19 protein-coding genes are annotated in these 18,447 nt (G+C 36.9%); 8 read left to right on the forward strand and 11 right to left on the reverse strand.

Annotated elements, in window-relative coordinates; genetic code table 11:
- Positions 1–19: 19 nt before the first annotated feature.
- Complete coding sequence (locus KRODI_RS12445) at positions 20–1,309, reverse strand: OmpA family protein (protein ID WP_013751964.1); 1,290 nt, start codon at positions 1,307–1,309, stop codon at positions 20–22.
- A gap of 276 nt (positions 1,310–1,585) precedes the next feature.
- On the opposite strand from KRODI_RS12445, the gene KRODI_RS12450 reads away from it, so the two are divergent.
- Complete coding sequence (locus KRODI_RS12450; RefSeq protein WP_013751965.1) at positions 1,586–2,182, forward strand: nitroreductase family protein; 597 nt, start codon at positions 1,586–1,588, stop codon at positions 2,180–2,182.
- Positions 2,183–2,257: 75 nt separating this feature from the next.
- On the opposite strand, the gene KRODI_RS12455 is transcribed toward KRODI_RS12450, so the two are convergent.
- The 3 genes from KRODI_RS12455 to KRODI_RS12465 are packed head-to-tail and all read right to left on the reverse strand — an operon-like array spanning position 2,258 to position 3,966.
- Entirely contained in the window at positions 2,258–2,722 is a 465-nt protein-coding gene (locus KRODI_RS12455; RefSeq protein ID WP_013751966.1) for an arsenate reductase family protein, read from the reverse strand.
- Between the two features lie 11 nt (positions 2,723–2,733).
- Positions 2,734–3,039, reverse strand: a complete 306-nt coding sequence (gene hpf / locus KRODI_RS12460) for a ribosome hibernation-promoting factor, HPF/YfiA family (RefSeq protein WP_013751967.1) — start codon at positions 3,037–3,039, stop codon at positions 2,734–2,736.
- 27 nt (positions 3,040–3,066) lie between these two features.
- A complete protein-coding gene (locus KRODI_RS12465) occupies positions 3,067–3,966 on the reverse strand; it encodes a mechanosensitive ion channel family protein (RefSeq protein WP_013751968.1) in 900 nt (299 codons plus the stop codon).
- Between the two features lie 162 nt (positions 3,967–4,128).
- Between KRODI_RS12465 and KRODI_RS12470 the strand changes: the two genes are divergently transcribed.
- The 4 genes from KRODI_RS12470 (at position 4,129) to KRODI_RS12485 (ending at position 8,406) form a co-directional block, all read left to right on the forward strand.
- On the forward strand, positions 4,129–5,484 hold the full coding sequence (locus KRODI_RS12470; protein ID WP_013751969.1) for an NAD-dependent succinate-semialdehyde dehydrogenase: 1,356 nt from the start codon (positions 4,129–4,131) through the stop codon (positions 5,482–5,484).
- A gap of 168 nt (positions 5,485–5,652) precedes the next feature.
- The gene (locus KRODI_RS12475; protein WP_013751970.1) at positions 5,653–6,555 is read left to right on the forward strand and encodes a DUF72 domain-containing protein; all 903 of its coding nucleotides are present in this window, start codon (positions 5,653–5,655) and stop codon (positions 6,553–6,555) included.
- Positions 6,555–7,055, forward strand: coding sequence for a gluconokinase (locus KRODI_RS12480; RefSeq protein WP_013751971.1), 501 nt, complete (start codon positions 6,555–6,557; stop codon positions 7,053–7,055). The genes KRODI_RS12475 and KRODI_RS12480 overlap by 1 nt, the downstream gene beginning before the upstream one ends.
- A 4-nt stretch (positions 7,056–7,059) precedes the next feature.
- Entirely contained in the window at positions 7,060–8,406 is a 1,347-nt protein-coding gene (locus tag KRODI_RS12485) for a GntP family permease (RefSeq protein WP_013751972.1), read from the forward strand.
- A 91-nt stretch (positions 8,407–8,497) separates the two neighbouring features.
- On the opposite strand, the gene purB is transcribed toward KRODI_RS12485, so the two are convergent.
- The 7 genes from purB to KRODI_RS12520 form a co-directional block, all read right to left on the reverse strand.
- Positions 8,498–9,841 carry an adenylosuccinate lyase gene (gene purB / locus KRODI_RS12490; RefSeq protein ID WP_013751973.1) on the reverse strand — a complete coding sequence of 448 codons (1,344 nt, stop codon included), beginning with the start codon at positions 9,839–9,841 and terminating at the stop codon, positions 8,498–8,500.
- A gap of 77 nt (positions 9,842–9,918) precedes the next feature.
- Positions 9,919–11,253, reverse strand: coding sequence for a DUF58 domain-containing protein (locus KRODI_RS12495; protein WP_041295925.1), 1,335 nt, complete (start codon positions 11,251–11,253; stop codon positions 9,919–9,921).
- A gap of 8 nt (positions 11,254–11,261) precedes the next feature.
- Entirely contained in the window at positions 11,262–12,329 is a 1,068-nt protein-coding gene (locus KRODI_RS12500; protein ID WP_013751975.1) for an AAA family ATPase, read from the reverse strand.
- A complete protein-coding gene (locus KRODI_RS12505) occupies positions 12,329–13,546 on the reverse strand; it encodes a DUF4350 domain-containing protein (RefSeq protein WP_013751976.1) in 1,218 nt (405 codons plus the stop codon). The genes KRODI_RS12500 and KRODI_RS12505 overlap by 1 nt, the downstream gene beginning before the upstream one ends.
- Complete coding sequence (locus KRODI_RS12510) at positions 13,543–14,325, reverse strand: DUF4129 domain-containing protein (RefSeq protein WP_158307012.1); 783 nt, start codon at positions 14,323–14,325, stop codon at positions 13,543–13,545. Before KRODI_RS12510 ends, KRODI_RS12505 begins: the two co-directional genes overlap by 4 nt.
- A gap of 16 nt (positions 14,326–14,341) precedes the next feature.
- Positions 14,342–15,283, reverse strand: a complete 942-nt coding sequence (locus KRODI_RS12515) for a hypothetical protein (protein ID WP_013751978.1) — start codon at positions 15,281–15,283, stop codon at positions 14,342–14,344.
- Positions 15,284–15,286: 3 nt separating this feature from the next.
- On the reverse strand, positions 15,287–16,279 hold the full coding sequence (locus tag KRODI_RS12520; protein ID WP_013751979.1) for a stage II sporulation protein M: 993 nt from the start codon (positions 16,277–16,279) through the stop codon (positions 15,287–15,289).
- A gap of 35 nt (positions 16,280–16,314) precedes the next feature.
- Here KRODI_RS12520 and KRODI_RS12525 point away from each other — a divergent pair, with 35 nt between their 5' ends.
- From KRODI_RS12525 to KRODI_RS12535, 3 genes are all read left to right on the forward strand, one after another.
- On the forward strand, positions 16,315–17,040 hold the full coding sequence (locus KRODI_RS12525) for an RDD family protein (protein WP_013751980.1): 726 nt from the start codon (positions 16,315–16,317) through the stop codon (positions 17,038–17,040).
- Entirely contained in the window at positions 17,040–17,648 is a 609-nt protein-coding gene (locus tag KRODI_RS12530; protein WP_013751981.1) for a trimeric intracellular cation channel family protein, read from the forward strand. Before KRODI_RS12525 ends, KRODI_RS12530 begins: the two co-directional genes overlap by 1 nt.
- 413 nt (positions 17,649–18,061) lie before the next feature.
- The gene (locus tag KRODI_RS12535; protein WP_041295703.1) at positions 18,062–18,445 is read left to right on the forward strand and encodes a CoA-binding protein; all 384 of its coding nucleotides are present in this window, start codon (positions 18,062–18,064) and stop codon (positions 18,443–18,445) included.
- Positions 18,446–18,447 lie beyond the last annotated feature (2 nt).

The following is an 18,447-nucleotide window of genomic DNA, read 5'->3' on the forward strand; positions in this document are numbered from 1 at the left end:
ACTTAAAATAATCTTACGACTAGTTAAGTTTAAAAGTAACTCTACGTACTAATTGACGTGCAGGAGCAGAAGCTTTGTCTACAGAAGCATCTTCACCATTTCCAGTAACAGAAAGACGGTCAGCAGATATACCTGCAGCAACCATAATATCTTTTACCATTTGAGCTCTCTTCTCAGAAAGACGTTGGTTTGAAGAAGCATTTCCAATTTCGTCAGCATATCCTACTAATTGAGCAGAAGCACCTGAGTTTTCAGTCATATATTTAATAAGGTAGTTAATAGACTCTAAACTGTAAGTTTCAGGCTTAGTGCTATTAAACTGGAAGTATACGTTTACGTATCCATCCTCGATTAATTTCTTGATTACGTCGTCTCCAGAAGAGATTGATGGAGCGTTAACTTCACCTTTCTTAGCGTAACGTGCATCTAAAGAAGATTCTAATTCGTCAGGAACTCCGTTTCCATTTTTGTCTACAGCGATACCTTTAGTATCTACAGCAACACCAGAAACAGTATTAGGCTCACGATCTAAGTAGTCAGCAACGCCATCTTGGTCAGTATCAATAAGATCAGTCTCTACTTTAGAAAGACGATCTTGTAAGTCTGCAATTTGCTCTTGAGCTACATTTTCTCTAGAGTAAAAATCTGCATGTTTTTCAGCTTTACCTAAGTATATGTTTATACCTGCAGTTGCGTTTACATAAAAACCATCAAATCCTTTAGTTCCTCCAGCTTGAGCACCGTTAAAAGTTAAGTCTTGACGTACATTACCTACAGCAGTAAGATCTGCAACAAGTGCGATTCTGTTTGAAAGTTTAATTTGTGGAGTAACACCAACCATAAAACTTAACATTTGATCTGCATCACCGAAATCTCTTTCAACAGCAGGAGCGTCAGTCGTAAGGGCAGAATATCCCATACCTCCATGTACAAGTACATTAAAAGTATCTGTCCACTCTCTAAAACCAAGAATGTTACCAGCGTTTACAACACCTTCTAAAGAGAAGTTGTAAAGTGCAGTGTCAAATTCGCGGCTTTCATCATCATTTTTGAAGCTGTTGTAAGCAACACCTCCTTTAAGTCCAAATTTTTCGTTGAACATGTATCTCGCTCCACCAGTTACAGTGTAAAGAGAAGGCGTGTTAGAGAAAGATCCAGAAGATAATGGTCTTACAGGTTTGTTTACACCACCAGTAAGCTCTACAGACCACTTATTAAAGTCGTTTGTAGGAGTATCAAGTGTTTCTTGTGCATTTGATGCTAATTGCATTCCGACAAGGGCAACTATAGCAAGTGAAATTTTTTTCATAATAAAGTATTTGTTTTGAAATATTCAAGATGCAAAAATACCAATATTTACATCTTAGTCAAGATATTTGGTATTTATTAACGGCTTATTGTCAAAAGCTTAACACAAAGGTCTTCTTGATAGATTAGTAATAAAATTTCATACATTTTTTTTCATTTTTACGAGTAAAACTCTTAAATAATAGCTATGTTAAAATTTTATTTAAGTAATTGTTAATTATTATTAAATAGACAAGGTATATTTAGTTGTACAAATATTTTTATAAAAAAAAATAAAATGAAAAAAGCAAATACTGATTTTGAAATACTTCCAATATTAGCAAGTAGATGGAGCCCAAGGGTTTTTACTAATGACGTTATTAAAGAGGAAGAGCTAAGAACTATGTTTGAGGCGGGTAGATGGGCAGCTAGCTCTAATAATTTGCAACCTTGGTTAATTATATGGGGCATTAAAGGAACTTCTGCTTTTGATAGAATTTTTGACTGTCTTGATGAGTTTAATCAATCTTGGGCAAAGAATGCTCAAGCACTTTTTTTAGGTGGCTATAAAAAAACTAATGATGACGGCAAGGAAAGTTTTCATGCCTTACACGATTTAGGGTTATTTATGGGTAACGTTTCAGCACAAGCACAACATATGGATATTGCACTACACCAAATGGCTGGGGTAGATTATAAAAAAGCAATGTCAGAATTTAATGTACCAGATAATTATCACATTGCCACTGGTATTGCTGTTGGATATTATGGGGGAGATATTGAAAAGCTTCCTGAAGATTTACAAGAAGAGGAAACAAAAACTCGCTCTAGAAAAAATCAAAATTCGTTCACTTTTAACGGAGACTTTAATGAAAATATTTTCAAAGGAGAATAATTTAAACTTTACTACAAGAAATGAAAAGAGCCACATATTATAATATGTGGCTCTTTTCATTTCTTGTATAAACAATTAATCTACTTGATGTTCATTATCAGTGTTAGATGAAATTTCAGGACTATCACCTACGTTGTGTTTTTCAAGCCCAGCAGAATCTACGTCTATAAATTTCATTGCCTGCGACGGAGAGGTTATTTGCTTTGCCCGCTTGCCTTGTATCAAAATAGGGTTTTGAATAGCATTTGGGTTATTCTGTATAAACTTAATCCAGTGATCATCACTCATTGTTGCATCTTTAACAAAGTCGTCAACATCTGGGTGATCTTTAGATACTAATTCATCTATACTCGCACCTAGTAAATCTGCCACTTCGGTCCACTGCGTACCTGTAAGTCCCGCATCCGATATATTAATCAGATTTAGTTTTGCATCACTACTTTTTGCATAACCAAGTGTTTGTTTTCCAATACTCGATTCTGAAGAATAGATTACTATTAATTCATTATTATCTGTTGCTAGTGTCATATCGGTTGGCATGGTGATTTAGATTAATGGTGAGACTGCATTTTTTCCTTCTTTTTTCTAAGTTGGCGATCAACCTCATTTATAGCTTCTTTTAGTGAAGGATAAAAATCGTCAGAGCTATGTTCTGCAAATAATCTTGGACCAGGCATACTTATTTGTACCCCTGCTATTTTTCCTGTTTGATCACTTGAGGTATTTTCTACTTTAAAAAATACATCTGCTCTATGTGCAAATTGATACTTATCGCTCAATTTTTTTAATTCCGCTTTCGCGAAAGCTTCTAATTCTGCACTTGCAGTTACATCGTGGTATTCAAATATTACTTCCATAGAATTTATTTTTAATTAAGATAGTTATTATTTGTCAGCTAGCTGACGAAGGCTAAGTGGAAATTCTTTCACACCGCCATAAAGTTTAATTTCTTGTATATCTGCTGGCATATAATATCCAGCATCTTCTAAAGCTTCTTTTACATTACGGACTACATTTCCTTTTGTAATCAAAGCTTGTTTTCTAAAATCTTTAGTATCTACCCAAAAATAGACTTTCAGATTTACTGTACTTGTTGCAAGTTCATCTTCAATAACAAAGTTCTCATGGATATTGTCATTAATTACATTTGGTTCTTGTTGCAATGCTTTGAGTACTGTTTCCTTCGCTCCTTCTATATTGTCCTCGTATGCTATACCAATGATAAAATCCCATCTAAAGAAGCCATCCTCTGTATAATTTGTAACAGGTTCAGTGAGTACATCACTATTAGGTATGTAGACGTCTTTACCATCAAAGGTTTTTAACTTCGTGTATCTGAGATCTAAAGTTTTGACTTTGCCAAAATTAGACCCTATTTCAACAGTGTCATCTACATCAAAGGGTCTGTTGAACGCTAGTATAATCCCTGCAATAAAATTTTCACCAATATCTTTAAATGCAAATCCTAAAACTACTGCACTCGCTCCAGCTGCTGTCAATATTCCTGCAGCAATACCGCCTAAGCCTGCAGCTCTCAATGCAAGCATAATTGCTATGATAATAAATGTATATCTAATAGCAGTGCCTAAAAACTTACTCATTAATGGATCTTCTGTTCTGGCAGAAATTCTTCTTCTAGCAAATCTGCCTATCCACCCAGCTATTAAAATTCCCAAGACAACAATAAGAATACCCATTGCTATTTGTGGTAGCTGATCGATAAAATTGCTTACAGAGTTTTGAAATGCTTCTGTAATAGACGTTTTTGTATTTTGTAAAGACATAATTCTGATTGGTTCATTAAAAATACTGCTCCTACCTGCATTTATTCTTAAAACCTTATCAATTCACATTTTGTTAAGACCTTTTAGAACAAGGGCGTTAAAATGCTCTTAACCTTTCTCATTTACCACTAGGCACGTATTAACTTTATAAAAAAATGACTTATGAATATAGTATCTACAAATCCGTACAACGGAACAGAAGTAGCCAAAATAAAAGCACTCAACTTAGAAGAGATAGAAGATAAAATTGAAAATGCACAACAAACGTTTCTTTCTTGGCGCAATACCACTTTTGCAGAGCGCTCACAACACCTTAATAATGTAGCCAAAGAATTAAGAGATAATGCAAGAGAGTACGCAGAAACAATGACTAAGGAAATGGGTAAGCCCATCACACAAGCCATTGCCGAAGTAGAAAAATGCGCTTGGGTGTGTGAATATTACGCAGAAAATGCTCCATCACAACTAGCACCTAAGGAGATAAAAACAGATGCTTCAAAAAGTTATGTACGTTATGAACCTTTAGGCGTTGTGCTTGCGGTAATGCCATGGAATTACCCATTTTGGCAAGTATTTAGATTCATTGCTCCAGCGCTTATGGCAGGTAATATAGGTGTGTTGAAACATGCAAGTAATGTAATGCAAAGTGCAGAAAATATTCAAAAAGTATTTGAACGTGCAGGACTTCCTAAGGGGTGTTTTCAAAACATGGCGATAGGTAGTGAGCGTATTGAAAATATCGTTCGAGATTCTCGTATTAAGGCAATAACACTTACTGGTAGTAAGCCAGCAGGAGCAGCTGTAGCAAGTACAGCAGCAAGCGAAATTAAAAAATCAGTCCTTGAGCTTGGAGGTAGTAATGCACTCGTAGTTTTTGACGATTGTAATTTTGAGGAAACGGTACAAACGTGTGTGCAAGCGCGCTTTCAAAATACAGGGCAGAGTTGTATCGCTGGAAAGAGACTTATAATTCATGAAAAAATTCAAGAGAAGTTTTTAGAAGCTTTCGCGAAAGCGGTGACAGAATTAAAATCTGGTGACCCCATGGATGAGGATACGTACATAGGAGTGATGGCACGTGAAGACCTCGCCGAAGAATTAGAAGATCAACTCAAAAAATCTATTGCCGAAGGTGCAAAAGTGCTTATAGGTGGTCATAGACAGAAAGCTTATTTTGAGCCAACAATTGTCACGGGAGTAACACCAGAGATGACAATATTTAAAGAAGAAACCTTTGGGCCTGTAATAGGAGTTACTACATTTAAATCTGACGAGGAAGCACTAAATCTCGTAAACCAATCTGATTTTGGCCTAGGAGTATCCATTTTTACAGAGAGTGAAGAACGTATGGAAACATTGATTCCGAAGTTTGAGGATGGCGCTGTATTTGTAAATGATATGGTGAAGAGTAATCCTAATCTTCCTTTTGGAGGAACAAAAATTTCAGGATACGGTCGCGAACTCTCTATAGACGGTATACAGGAGTTTGTAAATAAAAAGACAGTTTATATTAAATAGTAGGACGCTTTTGCGAAAGCGCATTTAAAAAAACAGCCGATTCATAATCCTATGAATCGGCTGTTTTGTTGATTATATAAATAACACTGTTTACAACAAGAGCCATATCTCGATGTCTCCTTTCCAATTCCATCAGTAACCTTATCTTAGCTACACAAAATAGAGTTTATGAAATTTGGCGTAGTAGAGCAACCAGAGTTAATTGATTTTACACTACCTCCTGATCATCCAGATACTAAGGGTGTGATTGAGCATGCTTTCGCGAAAGCGGAAAACAAAGAGTTACAAGTCTTCGTAGGTTGTGCAAAATGGAATAAAGCAGAGCTCAAAGGCTTCTACCCAAAAGGTACAAAAGATGAGCTAGGGTATTATGCAAGTCAGTTTAACAGTATAGAGCTTAACGCTACTTTCTATAGATTATTTCCTAAGGAGCAGTTTCAAAAGTGGTATGATAAAGTTCCAGAGGGTTTTAAATTCTTTCCTAAAATTACAAATATGATAAGCCATCGCAAGCGGCTTATAGATTCTCAAGATTTTATTCCGGAGTATGTTGAACACGCAACAATCCTCAAGGAAAAACTTGGTACTGTGTTCTTGCAGATGCACAACAATTTCCAGCCTAAGGATTTTGACCGAGTAGATAATTTTGTAAATCACTGGCCAGAAGATTTATCTATTGCCTTAGAGTTTCGTCATACCGATTGGTTTAACAATCCCGACGTGGCGGAGCGTCTTTATCTTTTACTTGAAGAGCACAACATGGCAAATGTGCTCGTAGATACTGCTGGGCGTCGCGATATTATGCATATGCGTCTTACTAATGGAGAAGCTTTTATACGATATGTAGGAGCAAATCATCCTAGTGATTATGCTCGGCTAGATGCATGGGTAGAGCGCTTGAAGTATTGGGTAAGTCTAGGATTGCGTAAAATTCACTTTTTTATCCATCAAAATGTCGAGGTCGAGTCTACATTACTATCTGCATATTTTATAGATAAGCTCAATCCAGCATTAAACATTAATCTGCACATTCCTCATAGTGCGAGCGGTGGAGTAAATACCTTATTTTAATGAAGAATGTTTACATAGTTATGGGCGTTTCCGGTTGCGGAAAAAGTACCATAGGTAAGATGTTATCAAAGCAATTACAAGTTCCTTTTTACGATGCAGATGATTTTCATCCCCAAGTTAATGTAGATAAAATGGCATCTGGTACACCATTGCAAGATGAGGATCGATGGCCGTGGCTCGATAGCCTAGCTCTAGAGATACAGCAGTGGTCAAATGATAAAGGGGCGGTACTTGCTTGCTCTGCACTTAAGGAGAGTTATAGAGAGCGTTTATTTTCTGATTCCGCTTTCGCGAAAGCAAAACAAAACTTTATCTATCTTGATGCAAATTTTGAAGCATTAAGAAAACGGCTAGCTTTTAGAAAGAATCATTTCTTTGATCCTTCATTATTGCAATCGCAGTTTGATACACTAGAAGTACCCAATTATGGTGTTCATGTAGAAGCGACTCTAGCAAAAGAAGACATCATTAGAAGAATACAACAAATTATAGAACAATAGGTTTATGGATTATCAACTACTTCTGGCAGTAATTGTTGGGATTTCGGTCTTACTTTTTTTAATCCTTAGGCTCAAAATTCAGGCATTTCTAGCACTGCTTATTACTTGTATTGTTGTAGGTGTAATTGCTGGTATGGAACCGAAATCTATTCTCGATTCTGTAAAGAATGGAATGGGAGGGACCTTAGGTTTTGTAGCAACGGTAGTGGGGCTCGGAGCTTTATTTGGCGCTATTTTAGAACGATCAGGTGGAGCACAGCGACTAGCAGAATCCTTATTAAAAAAGTTTGGGATAGATAAATCTCCTTGGGCAATCATGCTCACTGGATTTTTTGTGGCTATTCCCGTATTTTTTGATGTAGCATTTATCATTTTAATACCTATCGTTTACGCATTACAGAAGAAAACGGGAAAATCCTTACTGCTCTATGCTATTCCGCTGCTTGCGGGTCTAGCAATCACGCATACTTTTATACCACCCACACCAGGACCTATTGCTGTAGCCGAAATTTTAGGAGCCGATCTTGGCTATGTCATAATATTTGGATTTTTAGCTGGATTACCTGCGGCTGTTATTGCTGGGCCATTGCTTGCACGATATTTATCAAAAAAGATGCATATCACATCTCCAGAAGATATGGTGACAGAAATGGAAGTGCCAGCAAATGCACCAAGTGCCGGAACAATTCTCTTAATAATCGCAATTCCTATTTTCTTAATAGTGTGCAATACCGTGTTAAACAGTCCGCTATTTGAGGAAGGAACTTTACCTAGTTGGCTGATTTTTGGAGCAGATTTATTAGGTCATCCATTTGTTGCACTTATCATTGCAAATGTTGTTGCGTGGTATTTCTTAGGAATCAAAAAAGGATTTACTAAAGACGAACTTCTTGATATTTCTACAAAATCTCTCTATCCTGCAGGAGTTATTATTTTATTAACCGGTGCCGGTGGAGCTTTTAAACAAATACTAATAGATACTGGCGCAGGAACAATGATTGCAGAAAGTTTGAGCGGTGATTTTTTTCCTCCTGTGGTTTTCGGCTTCCTTGTTGCGGCTATTGTAAGAGTATTGCAAGGAAGTGCAACGGTGGCTATGATTACCGCCGCTGGAATAACAGCTCCGTTGTTAGGACTAACAGAAACTAGCGCGCCACAGCTCGCAGTATTGGTAATTGCAATAGCTTCAGGTGCTAGTATATTTTCTCATGTAAATGACAGTGGTTTCTGGCTTGTAAAGCAATACCTAGGTCTAACAGAAAAAGATACATTTAAGTCATGGACAGTCATGACTTCACTCATTGCAATCGTAGGACTTATTGTCTCTACAATACTTTGGTTTATAGTATAGTTGAGATCTTCCTAATACATCAAAAAAAAAAGGGATAAGCATTGTGCTTATCCCTTTTGTAATTTTATAACGCTTTCGCGAAAGCGAACTACTATATCCCTGTATAATTTTGAGGAGTAATTGCTTTTAATTCTTTCTTAATTGCCGTGCTTACCTCAAGTGTATCTACAAACTCAGCCATAGACTTTTTTGTGATTTTACTATTTACTCTAGTAAGTGCTTTAAGCGCTTCATAAGGATTAGGATATCCTTCTCTTCTTAGAATAGTCTGGATAGCCTCTGCTACTACAGCCCAGTTATTCTCTAAGTCGGCAGCGATTTTTTCTTCATTTATTAATAATTTGTTCAATCCTTTTACGGTAGATCGTAATCCTATTAATGTATGTCCTAATGGAACACCTATGTTTCTTAATACCGTGCTATCCGTAAGATCTCTTTGTAATCTTGAGATAGGAAGCTTTGCAGAAAGGTGCTCAAAAATAGCGTTTGCAATACCTAAGTTTCCTTCACTGTTTTCAAAATCAATAGGATTTACTTTATGTGGCATTGCACTAGAACCTACTTCTCCAGCTTTAATTTTCTGCTTGAAGTAATCCATCGATACATAGGTCCAGAAATCACGATCAAGATCTATTAAAATTGTATTTATACGCTTTAATCCATCAAATAATGCAGCCATGTGATCATAGTGCTCTATTTGTGTAGTAGGGAAGGAGTGGTGCATTTTAAGCGTATCATGTACAAATGACTTACCAAATGCTCTCCAATCTATAGATGGGTATGCTACTTTATGTGCGTTGAAGTTTCCTGTAGCACCACCAAACTTTGCAGCACTAGGAATATCATTTAATAAATTAAGTTGCTCCTCTATACGAACTACAAAAACCTCAATCTCTTTTCCTAAACGAGTAGGAGAAGCTGGCTGTCCGTGTGTACGAGCTAATAAAGGAATGTTTGCCCACTCGTCTACAAGCTGCTTCAGGTGATCTACAACCTCCAATAGTTCTGGAATATATACTTGATTCATCGCGTCTTTAAGGGACATCGGGATCGCAGTATTATTAATGTCTTGAGACGTTAATCCAAAGTGGATAAACTCCTTGTAAGATGCAAGGTCAAGTGCATCAAATTTTTCTTTGATAAAGTATTCAACCGCTTTTACATCGTGGTTTGTTACTTTCTCTATGTCTTTTATTGCTTGTGCATCTTCTGTAGTGAAGTCTTGGTAAATTTCGCGCAAAGCGGTAAAAACACTTTTATCTACACCTTCAAGTTGCGGAAGTGGTAGCTCACACAAGGCGATAAAATATTCTACTTCTACTTTTACTCTGTATTTGATAAGTGCGGCTTCAGAAAAGAAAGGAACTAAAGTTTCTGTTTTTGAGGCGTAACGACCATCAATAGGTGAGATGGCTTGAAGTGGTGACAACGACATTTGTTGTGATTTTAGTTAAGGGACAAATATATATAGAAGACTTCGTCTATCCGAATTCTAATGCAAAAATCGACAGATTATAATAGGCCTCTTGCTTTAATTTCTAGATATTTATTAATAGTACTTACCGTGAGATCATCTGGCTTGGTTAATATGGTTTGAATACCGTATTGTTCAAGTCGAGCAACCATTACTTTTTTATCAAGATCTGCTTTTTGGGCAATCGTTTTATGATACACCTCGGGAAGTGTTTCGGCAGGTGCTGCAATAAGCTGATCGAGTTCTGTGTTTTGGAAAAAGATAACCACCAAGACATGTTTTCGCGAAAGCGCTTTTAAATAAGGCAACTGTCTTTCAAGCGCAGTTATGTGCTCAAAATTTGTGTACAATAGTAGTAAGCTGCGCTGTGTGATTTTACGTTTTACTTGGTTGTACAACGCACCATAATCACTGTCCAAAAACTTAGTGTCAATATTGTAAAGCACCTCTAAAATGGTCTGTAAGTGTGTTTTCTTACTACTCGCAGGAAGGTGATTTTTAATAGTCTCTGCAAAGGTGAGCATGCCTACTTTGTCTTTTTTCTTTAAAGCAATATTAGAAAATGCCAGCGTACTGTTAATCGCATAATCTAATAGCGTCAGGCCTTTAAAAGGCATCTTCATCACACGGCTAGCATCTATGAGTGCATATACAGGTTGTGACTTCTCATCTTGAAACTGATTTACCATCAGGCTTGCACGTTTCGCAGTTGCTTTCCAGTTAACGGTACGTGCATCATCACCAGGGACGTAATCTTTAATTTGCTCAAACTCCATCGTGTGTCCCAGGCGGCGTATTTTTTTCATGCCGTGCATAGTAAGTCTATTATCTAGGGCAAGAAATGCATACTTTTTCATCTGGATAAAAGATGGGTACACCTTTACCATCTGATCTTTCTCAAAGCGGTAGCGACGTTTTACAAGTTTAAGCTTCGTACTCACATACACATTGAGATGCCCAAAGGTGTACTCACCACGCTCTGTAGGACGCAAGGAATATACAAATGATCTTGTTTCTCGTGCTGGGATCTCAATTACTTTACTAAAATCACGTTTTTGAAACTGCTCTGGTATTTCATCAATGATATCAAGTGTTACTGCAAATGGATATTTATTCTCGAGGGTGACAGGAAGCTCGTTTGCATCACTGTTTGAGAATTTTTCTGGTAGCTCTCTCACACCTTTTATTTTTCCGCTTGCGCGAAAAAGAACTAAGGCATCCACAAAAAATGCGAGCACCAGTAAAAGCAATAAGATATTAGTAATTCCAAACAGGCTATGAAACCAGTAGGAAATCAAATAAAGCACACCGATAACTCCCAGCGCATAAAACAGGCGCTGGTGAACAAAAAAACTTTTTATAAATCTTATAATAGCCAATATTATCTTGGTATTTCTACAGATTGAACAATCATATCGATAACTTGTTCTGTGGTCATTCCTTCCATTTCACGCTCCGGAGAGAGTATTAAACGGTGACGCATTACTGGTATGACTGCACGTTTTACATCTTCTGGAATCACAAAGTCTCTACCTGCAATGGCAGCAAATGCTTTTGAAGCATTCATGATTGCTAGTGATGCACGAGGAGAACCTCCAAGGTATAAATGTGGGTGCGTTCTAGATTTTACAACAATCTCTGCGACATAATTTAAAATCTTTTCTTCTATAAGCACCTCTTGTGTTTGCTTTCTAAAATCTGCAAGCTTAGCTGGATTAAGTACGGCTTCAATACCTTTTTGTGGAGCGCCACCTTTACGATCGTGATGACTCTGCAGTATAGCAACTTCTTGTTCTAGCGTAGGGTAATCTACTTTAATCTTAAATAGAAAACGGTCTAGTTGTGCTTCTGGAAGTGCGTATGTTCCTTCTTGCTCTACTGGGTTTTGAGTTGCAAGCACCATAAAAGGAGGTTCCATGGTATATTTTGTGCCATCTATAGTAATCTGGCGTTCTTCCATAGATTCAAAAAGTGCAGCTTGTGTTTTAGCAGGTGCACGGTTAATCTCATCAATAAGGACGATGTTTGAAAATATAGGACCTTTCTTGAATTCGAATTCGCTAGTTTTCATATTAAGAATCGAAGTTCCTAATACGTCACTTGGCATCAAATCCGGTGTAAACTGTATACGTCCAAACTGTGTGTCTAGAGTCCTTGCAAATAACTTTGCCGTTACTGTTTTTGCAATACCAGGAACTCCTTCTATGAGTACGTGACCATCAGAAAGTAAAGCAACAATGAGGAGCTCTATAAATTCGTGTTGCCCAATAATAATTTTACCAAGCTCTGCTCGTATTGCTTCGGCAGCATTGCGTAGTTCTTCTAATGGGATTCTATTAGTAAACGCGATTCCTTCATCTGCTTGATTTACATCTTGCGATGGAGTAGGAGTAGCATTAGTGATTCCATCTGTTGTATTTTCTGGATCTTGTGGTGTGATATCGTCCATTATTTTTGATTTTTAAATGCTTCTATGCGTTTATTAAGTTCTAATAATTCTTCCTGATTTATGATCTGTTTAGCTCTTAGAGCCACCATATAATTAATCAGTAATTTAGTTTGCTCTAGTGTGTTGCCACTTTTAGATGCTAGCTTATTGATAAAACCTTCACTTATTACATTAGTGTCTAGAGCATAATTACTGCGTATAAATTCTAGAAAATGACTTATTTGATGGCTTACGATGCTCTTGTGATCTTTCTTGTCAAGATACATTCCCGCAATAGTCTTTGTAAATGTGAGCGTCTGGTTAGGTAGTGGTTTTATGATTGGGATAGCTCGCTGCTTGCGTCTTCCTTCAAAAACTACCCACAAAAAGGCACCTATGAGCAAGATGTAATAAGCCCACTTCAAATATCTATTCTGAAAGAATATATACAGCGGACTCGTATAAATGGTTTTACCGTTTTTATAGTGATTATCCCAGTAAAGGACTTCATTCTGATCTAGATAGGAGAGTACATTTTTTGTATACGTATAGTTATCCTCTCTCAGTATAAAATAGTTAGTAAATGTCTCAGGCATAAGATGGATGATAATCTCACCTTTGCCAAAATCTTGTTTTATAAAATTTATTCTAGGCTCTGCGACGGTTATGGTGTCTTTGTCAACCATGAGGCCAAACTCCCCTAAAGCAAGGGTATTTATAGTGTCGACCTCTTCAAAAAAACCAGCGGTGGTCTCTACGTCATGATAATAAGGAGTTTCTCTACGTAAGCTTGGGTTTACGAGATTTACAAGCGGCTTGCGCTCAAAATTATCATAATCATAATATAGATCAGTTTCTAGTGATAAGGTATCTAGTATCGTCTCTCCAATACCTCTTGCTGCAATAAATAGCGTGTTACCCTCACTAACCCACGATAACAGTTTGAGTGATTCATCTTCACTAAAAAGGATGTAATCATTTACAAATAAGTAAGTACCACGTGCATCTGTACTATCTGACATAAACTCATAAGGAGGTATGCGCACTTCCTTAAACTTATCCTTTTGCCAGTTGTTTTCTAGTAGATCGTGTAACACATACGTTCCGTATGGAATTTTATCTGTCTTCGTATAGCTAGGATACCAGTTTATATCTTCCTTAGTACTTGACTCCATATAAATAACGAGTGCAAGAGCAAGTAGCAGCACACCGGCAATTACTTTAAATTTATTGCTCATAGCTGATTATTTATTTGGGTGAAAGATGTTTTTGCTTTCGCGAAAGCGGTCTCATCGACCTCAAAATTACCATACCAGATATAGTCGTAAATATCTGTCACTTTTCTGAACTGGTTTCTTAAGTTTAGGTCTTCTATTTCGAATAAATAGTCATGATTTGTTTTCTGTACTTGCCAATCTATAAGATCGTGCTCACTCATTTTCTGAAGTACACGTAGATAATAAAAACGGACAGCTAGTCTGTAATTACCAGCAGCAATAGCCTGTTCTATTAATTGGTCAAGGTCTTGTCTCTGTATGAGCTCCTCATCATCTGAGAGTAACGTTTCAGGAGCTTTTATTTTTTCCATTAATAAGGAACCGCTATCTATTTTCATAAATAGCCATACAAAGAATACTAGTAAACCTACAATTAATAAGTAGGGTAGTAGTTCTACTATGACTGCCCAGACACCTGTTGCTTCGTTACCACCAGTAAGCCAGCGTATGAAAGCGTTATATAAGTCATCAATTTTTCTTTTGAAACGTGACCACCAGGTATCTTCTGGAGTCGCTTCTCTATAATTAAATTCGTCGTCTTGTTTGTACTCATCAAGACTATTTTCAGAGATGGGAAGCGGTATTACTGTTCCCTCATCATAAGAAACAATACCACGAGGATCATGATAGGTGTTTTCGGGATAGATTACTTTCTCTTCAACGATTTCCTCAGTAGTAGTTTCTTCTTGAGTTTTTTGTATAGCGGTAGCTTTCGCGCAAAGCGAACATAGAAACAGCATACATAGCAACCACAGTTTATGCATTAGTGCTGCCTATATTGTTTATCTGACCAAGACTTCCCGTTTGATTTTTACGCTCGTTAAGGTTAAAATAAATGAAGTTTGTAGAGATAGCGAGTATAGTGTATAAGATATAGTTCATTGCAGATGCAAGAACCTGCAACACAAGATAAACGTTATCAAAAAGTGCTGCTGGATCACCCATAGAACCAGATTGTACACTAGTTATGGTCTTAATAAGCGTATAAATAACCACGGGAACTTGAAAAACAAAACCTATTACACCTATTAAAAAACCAATGATGATAAGTGTTATAAACGTCATCCACCATTCATTTTTAATCAAGCTTGAACTTTCTTTTATAGCTTCCTTTATGCTAAGTTTCTTGTCTATAAGTGCAGGAAAGATGACACTTAGCTTTACATACACATAAAGTAATGGAAAGATAGCTAGTATGACAACCAAGACACCTACCGCCTCAGATCCCGTAGCAAATATGGCGCCACCTAATACAACTGGAACTAACGCTACTACTAGCACAATTAATAAGTTTGTAAAACCTAATCCTAAAAAAGTGCCAGTCTTGGATTTAATGGTATCTACCACTGCAGTAGTGTCTGGAATGTCACCTCCAGCGATGTATGCTTTAATATATTCAGAAACACTTCCATAAAGCATTGAGTTGTAAATAATACCTACAATGGCAAGACATACAACCGATATAAAGAAACTACTCATATCTGATCCGTCACCAAAACTTGTTAAGAAGTTTGCGCCTGCCGTAGCGTTGGTATAGAATCCTACAGCAACTATGAGGAGAATAAAAGGGATAGCACACGTGCGCACAAGTACACTAAGAAGTGGTTTTGCATTACGGCGTAAAAAGGTGAATGTATCACTTATTATCTGGCCAAGTTCACGCTGTTTTCTAAATTCCACTAGTTTAGTTAAGGTCATTAATTATAGATTTTCAAGATTAGGAACAAGCGCTAGTCTAGCAGCTTCTTCTTTATGTTTTTTAATAGGGTAGTACACGTAATAAAATATGATTAAAGCGAGGGAGCTAGCAATAATTACTATAGCAAGCCAGTCTGGCATTTCTGTGTGTCGTGTTACAAACCCTTCTAGAAAGCCTGCTATTACAAAAAGAGGTATGGTGCTTACAACGATTTTGAGACCATTTTTCATTCCTCTTTTAAAAGATTCTAGGCGTGTGTATGTTTGAGGAAATAAAATAGAATTACCTAGCACCATGCCTGCGCATCCTGCTATGATTATGACTGAGATTTCTATAGTACCATGTATCCATATAGTACGCACAGATTCCCAACCTACGCCTTGCTCAAAAAAGAAGTATTGAAAACTGCCCAGCATGATAGCGTTGCGCATAATGATATATAAAGAGCCTATAGTTAAGAAGATCCCGTAGACAAAAGCCATCAACGCAACTTTTATATTGTTAATGGTAATTCCTAAAAACATATTGAGCTCTCCTTGTTTTTTATAAACACCCATTGGGTCGCCTTTCTCAATATTACTAAGAGTCATATTGACATAACCATCACCCATAATGCCCCTTACAAAAGAGCCATCATTTGCAGCGCTGTAAGCACCTATAATACTAAACAGTAAAAAAGTTAAGAAAGCTATAAGCAATTGTCGCTGGTAGCGATACATAATAAGTGGGAACTCCTCGGTAAAGAATGTTATAAAGCGCTTGCTTGACTCCCGCTTTGTCTTATAAATGATTTGATGAGACTGAGAGGCGAGGTGATTTAAATACTCTAGCGTCTTACTTTGAGGATAAAATGTTTGTGCATAACTAAGGTGATCTGTCACTTCCATGTAAAGATTAGATAGCTCATCTGGATGAATCTGATCTTTGTTGACCAGAACACTTTCAAATGTTAACCATTTATCCTTATTTTGCTTGACAAAAGCAGCCTCACGCATATACCCTATGTTATAGAGGTAAAGAAAAAGAATATATGGATAACTTTCAAATAGAAACCGCTCAAAATGTAAGTATTTATCAGAATGTTGCGAGCATAGGCGATCGCATTCTTGCATATCTAATTGATGGATTGATTTTGATAGCTTATTGGATTCTTTCTTTGTTTTTGATTGCGCAATTTGGTTTAGACTCGCAGTCTATGGGTGATATATGGGTGTACTATATGGTATTAGGATTGCCCATTTTCTTATATTTTATTCTTTTTGAAACATTTTGGGATGGTAAAACACCAGGGAAAGCAGCAATGAAACTAAGAGTGGTAAAACTAGATGGTTCAAAACCAGGTTTTGGAAGCTATTTTGTGCGATGGATTATGCGCATTATTGATATCGCGGGTTCCTCTGGAGGAATTGCCGTTGTAAGTATCTTAATAAGTGAGAAAGGACAGCGCTTAGGAGATATGGCAGCTGGAACTACCGTAATAACAGAAAAGAAACGCGTGCGTCTTTCTGATAGTCTCATAGTAGATATTCCTGTAGATTATATACCTACCTATCCTCAAGTAACGGTATTTAATGACAAAGATGTGCAGCTTATTAAGACGCTATTCTTAAATGCTAAGCGTAATGGTAATCACAATGTTATTGTAAAACTAGCAGATAGACTCAGGGAGAAAATGGATGTAACTACTCCAGACGAGAATAATATTCAATTTGTAGAGCGCGTCCTCGCAGATTATAATTACTACACACAGCAATAATGGAGATTACTACAATTATTGATATTCTAGGTACTATCTCCTTTGCAATATCTGGTGCGCTTACGGCTATGCGTAAAAAAATGGATGTTTTTGGGATTCTTATTATTGCGCTTGTCACCTCTGTAGGTGGTGGTACCCTAAGAGATATACTTATAGGTAAAACGCCTGTAAGCTGGATGCTAAATATGACGTTTGTTTATGTGATATTTATAGCAACAATCATCGCTATTATTTTTAGAAGTCAGCTTAAGTATGTGAGGCGTTCTCTATTCTTGTTTGATACGATAGGTATTGCTTTATACACCATTGCAGGAGCTCAAATAGCAAGTGCGGCAGGGCTGCATCCTGTAATATGTATTGTGCTAGGTACTATTTCTGCCTGTTTTGGAGGTGTGCTACGCGATATATTATGTAATGAAATTCCTGTGATTTTTCATAAGGAGATATATGCAACCGTATGTATACTAGGAGGAAGTATTTATTTGTCACTTGAAACTTCTGGCTTACCTAAAGTATATGCGATGCTTATTGCAGGCAGTATTACTATTCTTATAAGAACACTTGCAGTAGTAAAGAAATGGAGCTTACCTAGTGTTTATAGAAAATAGCAAGCATAAAAAAAAGGTTTCTGCGCTAGCAAAAACCTTTTAAAACCTAATAGACTCTTTAGAAAACAGGTTTAAAATATTTTAAAGGCTAATTCAAATAATTTATAAAACCAAATGTTAGTTCCAGTATTGAGACTACAGTATATACACATAGACGAGAAAAAGTGAGCAAAGTTTCAAGACAAGGATTGAATTAACAATTTTTTAACCTCGGAAGGCTCATTTGGCCTGAATAATGTCCAAAAATAAAATCCCGAGACTCGAGTTCTCGGGATTTCTTTGCTAGGTATCGTTTTTAATAAACACTAACCATCAAAACGAATTAAAAACGTTCCTAACAAATAAGTTAACTTATTCTATAGACGGTTTAATTGAGTTAACGTTACACCATAATTATTATTTAACTTTACCTTATGTTAAAAGCAACCATGGTTATAGGCGCTTCATTGAAGCCTCAGAGATATTCGCACAGCGCTATTATACGTTTAGACGCTCTAGACATTCCGGTAATTGCCGTAGGGTTGAGAGAAGGAAGAGTAGGCACTACAGATATTGTAACATTTGACACTGCAGTGGCACAATTAAACACCTTCAAAGAAGATACAGACACGGTAACTTTATATCTGAATCCACAGCGTCAAGAGGAGTATTATGATTTTATCATAGACCTCAACCCGAGGCGTGTGATTTTTAATCCAGGAACAGATAATCCTTTATTTGCTGCCAAATTACAATCAAAAGGTATTCTCACAGAATCTGCTTGTACCCTTGTAATGCTCGCTACTGGTCAATATTGAGA

It is taken from the genome of Dokdonia sp. 4H-3-7-5, assembly GCF_000212355.1.
Lineage (GTDB): Bacteria > Bacteroidota > Bacteroidia > Flavobacteriales > Flavobacteriaceae > Dokdonia.

What these genes read in the sequence shown, in the direction of transcription:
- KRODI_RS12475 (WP_013751970.1), top strand. Translation starts at nt 5,653, where the DNA reads ATGAAATTTGGCGTAGTAGAGCAACCAGAGTTAATTGATTTTACACTA.
- KRODI_RS12510 (WP_158307012.1), bottom strand. Translation starts at nt 14,325, where the DNA reads ATGCTGTTTCTATGTTCGCTTTGCGCGAAAGCTACCGCTATACAAAAA.
- KRODI_RS12500 (WP_013751975.1), bottom strand. Translation starts at nt 12,329, where the DNA reads ATGGACGATATCACACCACAAGATCCAGAAAATACAACAGATGGAATC.
- KRODI_RS12445 (WP_013751964.1), bottom strand. Translation starts at nt 1,309, where the DNA reads ATGAAAAAAATTTCACTTGCTATAGTTGCCCTTGTCGGAATGCAATTA.
- KRODI_RS12525 (WP_013751980.1), top strand. Translation starts at nt 16,315, where the DNA reads ATGGATAACTTTCAAATAGAAACCGCTCAAAATGTAAGTATTTATCAG.
- KRODI_RS12465 (WP_013751968.1), bottom strand. Translation starts at nt 3,966, where the DNA reads ATGTCTTTACAAAATACAAAAACGTCTATTACAGAAGCATTTCAAAAC.
- KRODI_RS12485 (WP_013751972.1), top strand. Translation starts at nt 7,060, where the DNA reads ATGGATTATCAACTACTTCTGGCAGTAATTGTTGGGATTTCGGTCTTA.
- KRODI_RS12480 (WP_013751971.1), top strand. Translation starts at nt 6,555, where the DNA reads ATGAAGAATGTTTACATAGTTATGGGCGTTTCCGGTTGCGGAAAAAGT.
- KRODI_RS12530 (WP_013751981.1), top strand. Translation starts at nt 17,040, where the DNA reads ATGGAGATTACTACAATTATTGATATTCTAGGTACTATCTCCTTTGCA.
- KRODI_RS12535 (WP_041295703.1), top strand. Translation starts at nt 18,062, where the DNA reads ATGTTAAAAGCAACCATGGTTATAGGCGCTTCATTGAAGCCTCAGAGA.
- KRODI_RS12515 (WP_013751978.1), bottom strand. Translation starts at nt 15,283, where the DNA reads ATGACCTTAACTAAACTAGTGGAATTTAGAAAACAGCGTGAACTTGGC.
- KRODI_RS12470 (WP_013751969.1), top strand. Translation starts at nt 4,129, where the DNA reads ATGAATATAGTATCTACAAATCCGTACAACGGAACAGAAGTAGCCAAA.
- KRODI_RS12505 (WP_013751976.1), bottom strand. Translation starts at nt 13,546, where the DNA reads ATGAGCAATAAATTTAAAGTAATTGCCGGTGTGCTGCTACTTGCTCTT.
- KRODI_RS12520 (WP_013751979.1), bottom strand. Translation starts at nt 16,279, where the DNA reads ATGCGTGAGGCTGCTTTTGTCAAGCAAAATAAGGATAAATGGTTAACA.
- KRODI_RS12450 (WP_013751965.1), top strand. Translation starts at nt 1,586, where the DNA reads ATGAAAAAAGCAAATACTGATTTTGAAATACTTCCAATATTAGCAAGT.
- hpf (WP_013751967.1), bottom strand. Translation starts at nt 3,039, where the DNA reads ATGGAAGTAATATTTGAATACCACGATGTAACTGCAAGTGCAGAATTA.
- KRODI_RS12455 (WP_013751966.1), bottom strand. Translation starts at nt 2,722, where the DNA reads ATGCCAACCGATATGACACTAGCAACAGATAATAATGAATTAATAGTA.
- purB (WP_013751973.1), bottom strand. Translation starts at nt 9,841, where the DNA reads ATGTCGTTGTCACCACTTCAAGCCATCTCACCTATTGATGGTCGTTAC.